Origin of the sequence: Pseudomonas wayambapalatensis, from assembly GCF_049942315.1 — a bacterium.
In the GTDB taxonomy this organism is placed as follows: domain Bacteria; phylum Pseudomonadota; class Gammaproteobacteria; order Pseudomonadales; family Pseudomonadaceae; genus Aquipseudomonas; species Aquipseudomonas wayambapalatensis.
Genome location: NZ_JBNFMU010000027.1, coordinates 1 through 6,356 on the forward strand (window position 1 = coordinate 1; position 6,356 = coordinate 6,356).

At 61.3% G+C, this 6,356-nt stretch carries 9 protein-coding genes; 4 read left to right on the top strand and 5 right to left on the bottom strand.

Features of this window, described 5'->3' with window-relative positions:
• Positions 1-333 precede the first annotated feature (333 nt).
• The 3 genes from ACPZMI_RS00445 to ACPZMI_RS00455 are packed head-to-tail and all read left to right on the top strand — an operon-like array spanning position 334 to position 1,725.
• Positions 334-1,035 carry a DUF8082 domain-containing protein gene (locus ACPZMI_RS00445; RefSeq protein WP_426351448.1) on the top strand — a complete coding sequence of 234 codons (702 nt, stop codon included), beginning with the start codon at positions 334-336 and terminating at the stop codon, positions 1,033-1,035.
• Positions 1,032-1,259, top strand: coding sequence for a hypothetical protein (locus tag ACPZMI_RS00450; protein ID WP_426351449.1), 228 nt, complete (start codon positions 1,032-1,034; stop codon positions 1,257-1,259). The genes ACPZMI_RS00445 and ACPZMI_RS00450 overlap by 4 nt, the downstream gene beginning before the upstream one ends.
• The gene (locus ACPZMI_RS00455; protein WP_426351450.1) at positions 1,195-1,725 is read left to right on the top strand and encodes a PP2C family protein-serine/threonine phosphatase; all 531 of its coding nucleotides are present in this window, start codon (positions 1,195-1,197) and stop codon (positions 1,723-1,725) included. Before ACPZMI_RS00450 ends, ACPZMI_RS00455 begins: the two co-directional genes overlap by 65 nt.
• A 221-nt stretch (positions 1,726-1,946) precedes the next feature.
• Here ACPZMI_RS00455 and ACPZMI_RS00460 read toward each other — a convergent pair whose 3' ends face one another.
• The 3 genes from ACPZMI_RS00460 to ACPZMI_RS00470 all read right to left on the bottom strand — a co-directional run bounded on the left by ACPZMI_RS00460 (position 1,947) and on the right by ACPZMI_RS00470 (position 3,670).
• A complete protein-coding gene (locus ACPZMI_RS00460) occupies positions 1,947-2,396 on the bottom strand; it encodes a carboxymuconolactone decarboxylase family protein (RefSeq protein ID WP_012314951.1) in 450 nt (149 codons plus the stop codon).
• A 109-nt stretch (positions 2,397-2,505) separates the two neighbouring features.
• On the bottom strand, positions 2,506-3,171 hold the full coding sequence (locus ACPZMI_RS00465; RefSeq protein ID WP_426351451.1) for an FMN-dependent NADH-azoreductase: 666 nt from the start codon (positions 3,169-3,171) through the stop codon (positions 2,506-2,508).
• Positions 3,172-3,199: 28 nt separating this feature from the next.
• On the bottom strand, positions 3,200-3,670 hold the full coding sequence (locus tag ACPZMI_RS00470) for a GNAT family N-acetyltransferase (RefSeq protein WP_426351452.1): 471 nt from the start codon (positions 3,668-3,670) through the stop codon (positions 3,200-3,202).
• 101 nt (positions 3,671-3,771) lie between these two features.
• Here ACPZMI_RS00470 and pdxR point away from each other — a divergent pair, with 101 nt between their 5' ends.
• Entirely contained in the window at positions 3,772-5,208 is a 1,437-nt protein-coding gene (gene pdxR, locus ACPZMI_RS00475; protein WP_186709874.1) for a MocR-like pyridoxine biosynthesis transcription factor PdxR, read from the top strand.
• On the opposite strand, the gene ACPZMI_RS00480 is transcribed toward pdxR, so the two are convergent.
• Entirely contained in the window at positions 5,201-5,680 is a 480-nt protein-coding gene (locus ACPZMI_RS00480; protein WP_426351453.1) for a carboxymuconolactone decarboxylase family protein, read from the bottom strand. The two genes, pdxR and ACPZMI_RS00480, sit on opposite strands and share 8 nt — an antisense overlap.
• A 265-nt stretch (positions 5,681-5,945) precedes the next feature.
• Positions 5,946-6,233 carry a DUF3077 domain-containing protein gene (locus tag ACPZMI_RS00485; protein WP_426351454.1) on the bottom strand — a complete coding sequence of 96 codons (288 nt, stop codon included), beginning with the start codon at positions 6,231-6,233 and terminating at the stop codon, positions 5,946-5,948.
• Positions 6,234-6,356: the final 123 nt, after the last annotated feature.

Here is a 6,356-nt window from a genome sequence, read left to right on the forward strand (position 1 = left end):
CAGCGGAGTTCCTGTGGGAGCGGGCTTGTCCCGCGATAGGGCCAGCAAGGCCAACGAATAACCCGCGCGCCCATGACGAAAACACCCGCCGCCGCCGTTTTATTCCATGATTTCATTCAATTCATCCCCTTGAAATACATAGAAAAAATTGACGTTCATCGCACCCCGTGAATCGGTAGCCTGCGCTCATCCCGGGGTTACCCCTTCCGTACACACGATGACCAAACCGTGAACAGACCCGCGCTCCTCCCCCTCCTGGCTGGCCTGCTCCACCTCTCGCCTCTGCTCGCCGCCCCGGCAGAGATCGGAGTGATAAGCGCAGCGGAAAAGCCCGTGCAACTGTTGCGTGCCACGAGCGTCTACCAAGCCAACGCCGGCACCCGCCTGCAGAGTGCCGACTACCTCGAAGCCGGCAGCACAGGCGTGCTCATCGACCAACTGGCCGGCACACGCATTGCCCTTGGCCCGCACACCCGTCTGTATCTGGAACACACGGGCAACACCACCCATCTCAACCTGCTGCAAGGCTGGCTCAAGCTGCAACCGTTGACTGGCGTACCCCAAGGCAGTGCACCGCGACGTGAAGCCCGCCAACGCCAGGTCCGCCCGCAGCTCGAATCTTTGCTGTCGCAACAGATCGGCCCCCTGGCGCGCCTGCTGGTCAAGCGCAGCCTGGCCAGCGCCGACGACTTCGCCAGCCTGCACAGCGCCCTGCTGCCGCACATTCCCTCCGAGCGTGGCCGCGAACAGTTCGTCGCCGCCACCGAAGCGCTGCTGGCCACGACCGAAACCCCGCCGCAAGACGACAGCCTGCCCCACCAGACAGATACGACAGACACCCCAGCCCCCAAGCTGGACCCCGCTTTCCTGCAGGCCAGCGAAACGCGCCTGACCTACTTGATCGGCCCGATCGCCCGCATCGTCATGCGCCGCGCCCTGCCCCACGCCAGCACCCGCCAGGCGCTGTTGCAGGCCCTGGCCCAACACATCCCCGACCCCGCCCAACGCAGCGCCTTTCTCGAGGAGCAGCCATGAGCGCGCCACAAAACCACATGGCCACCGCGCCCTGCCTGCTGCGCGGCGGCATCGCCTTCGGTCACAGCGAAACCGGCCCGGTGCGCCAGCACAACGAAGACCACTTCCTGATCGACCCACACCTCCAGCGACCCCGACGCCACCTGCCAGGTGCCCTCGATGCAGGCCCTGGGCGCGCTGCACGAGGCGCTCAAAGCGGTCAACACCCGCTTGTACGCGCATAACCACACCCGTCAGCTCAGCGAGGGGCGCGGCATGGGCACCACCCTCACCGGCATCTGGCGCCCCCAGGCCGGCGGGCCGTTGTTGGCGTTTCATGTGGGTGACAGTCGCCTGTATCGCTATCGCCACGGTGAGCTGGAGCAGTTGAGTCGCGACCAGACCTGGTACCAGCAGGCGCTGGATGCCGGGCATTTCGATCGGCTGCCGGCGCGCAACGTGCTGTTGCAGGCGATCGGACCAGCGCCGCGGGTGGAGCCGCAGGTGTGGGTGCAGGTGGTGCAGGCGGAGGACTTGCTGATGCTGTGCAGTGATGGGGTTCATGGGTGTGTGCCGCATCATGAGATGGCGCGGGTGTTGGAGGGCGCCGGGCGGGAAAGTCTGGAGGGGAGTAGTCAGCGGTTGATTCGGTTGGCGGCGGAGTATGGCGGGCGGGATAACGCTACGGTGGTGTTGGTGAAGTTTGAGTGAGAGATGGTAGGGGCTGGCCTCACAGGATTGCTGGCATTGTCGAAAATGGTGCGTTACCTGGGGCCGAGTTGGGCCCCCAAGGCTTTTCATTAGCGAACGACCGTATCCGAGCCATAGCGGTCGTTCGGAAAGGGCAGCAATTGGCCTGAAGCAGACGGTACGCGATACAAGCGATGTGCCGTCTCCGAAGTACTACCTCTCCAGGCCGAGCCACTAGGTCATCAAGCCCTAGCCGCAGGTTTGAGTCGGAAGCTGACGCCCATACGGTTGAACGCATTCATCGCGGCAATGGCCGCTGTCAGGTCAACAAGATCCTTTTCTGCAAACATCGCCGATGCGGCTGCATAAGCTTCGTCGGATACCTGTGTCTCGCTTACCCTGGTGACTTCTTCCGCCCAAGCCAGTGCTGAGCGCTCCTGATCCGAGAACAAATATTGCGCTTCATGCCATACCGGCACTAACAGCACCTTGTCCACTGACATACCTGCTTTGATCAGATCGCGTGAGTGAAGATCAATGCAATGAGCGCAGCCGTTGATTTGAGACACCCTGAGAAACACGAGGTGGATCAGCGAGGCTGGCAAATTTGTCGCGGTGGTCACGAAATGATGCAGGCCGCCGAGGGCCTTAGCTGCACCAGGCGAAGCTTCAAACCAATTGAGACGATTCATGATTTTCTCCTTTGTATGAGCGATGAAGCGCGTGGCCGCTTGTTCGCATACGGCCCAGTTGAGATGCAAACCTAAGCGCTTGGAGTAGATGTCGGCCTTGAAGCGGACTTTAGACTTGACCTACTCGACAGCTATGCCTACCAAAGAACGCCTGCACATCACCGTACCCTGTTGCCCTTCCAGTACTCAGTGACTCCCCCCCCTTGGCGGTACCCTCAACGGTGAAATAATGCACCTGAGTGAGACCAATGGTGGCGAGGACGGCCGACAGGTAGGGGCGCAGAAAGTCCGGTTGACGGGCCTGTGGACCGCTGATGTGGCCCCCGCTAGCGATTGCGACGTAGACCGGACGATCCGTCAGCTTTCCGACTTTACCTTTGGCGGTGCCAACAAAGGTTTTACCCACGCGTACCACCTGGTCGATCCACATCTTGAGTGGGGCGGGCACGCTGTAGTTGTGCATCGGCGTGGCAATCAGCAGTACGTCGCATGCTTGCAGTTGGTCGATCAAGGCGTTGGAACGGCTCAACGTACTGTCCCGCCCGCTTACCGCGACTATGCGCTGATTGGCTAATGCCTGGGCGTAAGGCGCATCGACGGGTGCCAAGGCGTTGAGATCTAGATCGGTCAACTGGATACCCCTTCTGCCGGCCTCGGTGGCCAAGCCAAACAGGATCTGCTGCGACAGCTTCAGACTTTCCGAATGGTTTGCGTTGGGGCTGGCGACCAGGCGAAGAACGCGCAAAGGAGCAAGTAGCGGTCGGGACGATGTCATGATGTTTGCCTCCTTGGATGTGTGCGGGTTATGGCGTATCGAACTGTTTTTGAAAGCGCATTGCCCCAGTCAACAGGCCTTCACGGAAGTAGAAACGTTGCGCTCGAGCGTTGGCCAAACCTGTATCGAGCACCAGGCGCGCGCAGCCGCTGGCGCGGGCCAGTCGTTCCAAGGCTTGCAACAAGCGCGCCCCCCACTGGCCACCCCGATGAGCCTCGGCGGTGACAAGGTCATCGACATACAGGAATGCGCCGTAGACCAGGTTTTCCTGTAGGCGGTAACCAGCCAATGCCACAAGGACGCCTGAGTCATACGCGCCAATGAGGTGATAGCCTTCAACACGCATACGCTCGATGCGGCTGGTGAAGTCGGCTTCGCTGGTCAGATGAGAGCGCAATTGCTGCATTAACGGGAATGCGCCGCACAGGTCATGGATGTTGTCCAAGGGACGCAGGGCCGTGTCGGCCAGGTCGAGCACGCTGGGTATGAAGTTGGTCAACGTAGATGTCATGGGATTGGCCTCATGCGTAAGTGATGGCGCTATATTGGACTACCATTGACCCACTTGATTGAGCCAAGAAATGGGATATGAACTAGTCCATGATGACTTCGCCAAAACCGCCTTTCGCCCCCTTGGAAGAGCAGTCCGCGCTGCCTCTGTATCGCCAACTCTACGACCGCGTGCTGGCCGCCATTGCCGCCGGCACGTTGTCCGCCGGTGACCGCTTGCCGTCGGCGCGCGCCATGGCCAAGGAGCTGGGTGTGGCCCGTGGGACCGTCGAACTGGCCTATTCACTGCTAGCCAGCGAGGGCTACATCCTTGCGCTCGGGCAGAAAGGCACCGTGATCAATCCTGAACTGCAGAAGCCCGCGTTGGCGGCCAGCACAGCACCCGTCAGCAGCCGGGTGATCGAAGACTCCCCTGATTCGCTCTGGCGTCCACCGCAGCTGTTGCCATTCCAGATGGGGGTGCCGGCGCTGGATGCTTTTCCGCGCAAGATATGGGCGCGTCTGGGTGCCCGGTATCTACGCGGGATGCGTGTGGGAGATCTGGACTATCCGGCACCCCACGGCCTGCCAGCGTTGCGCAGCGCCATCGCCTCGTATCTTCAGGTATCCCGAGGCATCGATTGCGGGGCCCACCAGGTGTTTATCACCAGCGGTTGGCGCAATAGCCTGACGTTGATCGCGCACACCTTGTTGCAGCCAGGGGCGCGAGCCTGGGTGGAAGACCCAGGCTATCCCCCCACGCGCCAGGTGCTTCGCCAATTCGGACTGGAGCTGGAAGCGGTGCCGGTTGATGCCGATGGCATGAATGTAGAGCATGCCATCGCGGGTGGCCGGGCTACGCAGGTCGCCATGGTGACACCGGGGCATCAGAGCCCGCTGTCGATGGCACTGTCGTTGCCACGCCGACAACTGCTATTGGATTGGGCTGCCCGCACCGGGGGGTGGATTGTCGAGGACGACTACGACGGCGAGTATCGCTACGTCAGCCGTCCACTCCCAGCGCTGGCCAGCTTGGATCGCCATGGGCGCGTGCTGTATGCCGGGACCTTCAGTAAGGTGCTGTTTCCCAGCCTTCGCCTGGCTTATCTGGTGGTGCCGCAGGCGCAGGTGGCAGCGTTCGAGCGCGTCGGCCGGGCCTTGTTCGCTGCCGGGTCACCGTCAATTACCCAGGCCATGGTGGCGGAGTTCGTTGCCGAAGGACACTTTGCCCGGCATATCCAACGCATGCGCCGCATCTACAACGAGCGACGAGCATTGACCATCGAAGCACTGGAGCGAAGTTTGCCGCAGGGTATGCAGGTGGAGCGCTCGCCGGGCGGCATGCACCTGGTACTGCGTTTGCCGAAGGACGTAAACGACACCGCCCTGGCCGAGCAGTTGCTGGGCAGGGGCATGTCGGTACAGGCGTTGTCGCGCTGGGCTGCCTCGTCGCAGCGTCAGTCGGGTCTGCTCCTGAGCTTTACCAACTGCGCCACGGCTGCTCCTGGCGAGCAGCTTGGCGCAGTGATCAGCACGTTACTCAGTTGAGGTTGGCCTTGCTCAGGCCGAACAGTTCATCGGATGAGCCCGGGATGGCCTGGAAAGCTACGTTGAGGCGGTTCCAGCCGTTGATAGCGACGATCAGGAACGACAGATCCGACAGATCGTGCTCGGAAAACTGCTCGCGCACACGCGCATAGAGGCTGTCGGAGATACCATGAGGCGATAACTGGGTCAGGGCTTCGGTCCACTCCAGCGCCGCTCGCTCTTCGGGCGTAAACAGCTGCGACTCACGCCAGACGGCGACGTGGTGAAGACGCAGCTCGCGCTCGCCATGGATCTTCGCTTCTTTCACATGCATATCCACGCAGAACGCACAGCCGTTGAGCTGCGAAGCCCGCAACATGATCAGGTGGGCAAGATCGACCATCAACGGCTTCTTGCTCAGTTGCAGGGTCAACTCCACCAGTTTGTTGGACGCTTGGGGAGACAGCTTGAAGTAATCAAGGCGGTTGTTCATGGGCAGGTACTCGCAGTGGGTTAGTGTCCGTTGGAGCCCACTCTAGCCATGCTTGGACTAGCCACACAGAGCCAAGATGGTGATTTCGAACTAGACCATGCCTGTGGCGAAGTGCGCCATGATGATCCCGTCGAGCAGTAGAGGCGGAGAGGCGCTACAGGCCTCTTGCTGCTCTTTCGCGGACGGCAGCTTTGGGTCGGAAGCTGTCATCCGAAGACGTAGCCGTAGGTCCGAACGGACAACTCTGAATCGCCCAACCTCCACCTCAATCGCTTTTATGCATCCCCCTACGCGCATCATCCATCAACGCCTTGGCCATCTCGCTGAGGTAATGCGCCGCCCAAACCAGCACCGGTTCGTCGTCCATCACCCCGATGAACGACGCCCGCCGCGCGCTAGCCAGTAGTTCCGAAGCCTGTTGCAGCGCATGGTCGGCACAGTTGCCGGGTTCAACGCGGAACAGGTGTTTGCCTTTGACTTCGCTTTCCAGGCAGGTGGTGGTGCCGACGGTCCAGCCGAGCTTGCCGAGGTGGTCTGGTGAGTCCTTGTCCATGGGGAAGTCCTTCGAGGTGCTGTGAATGGGGTGGGTGTGCGAGGGCACCGGTGATGGTGTGGGCAATTGCCTGTGCTGAACCATTGCTGGCCTCTTCGCGGGTAAACCCGCTCCTACAGGTAC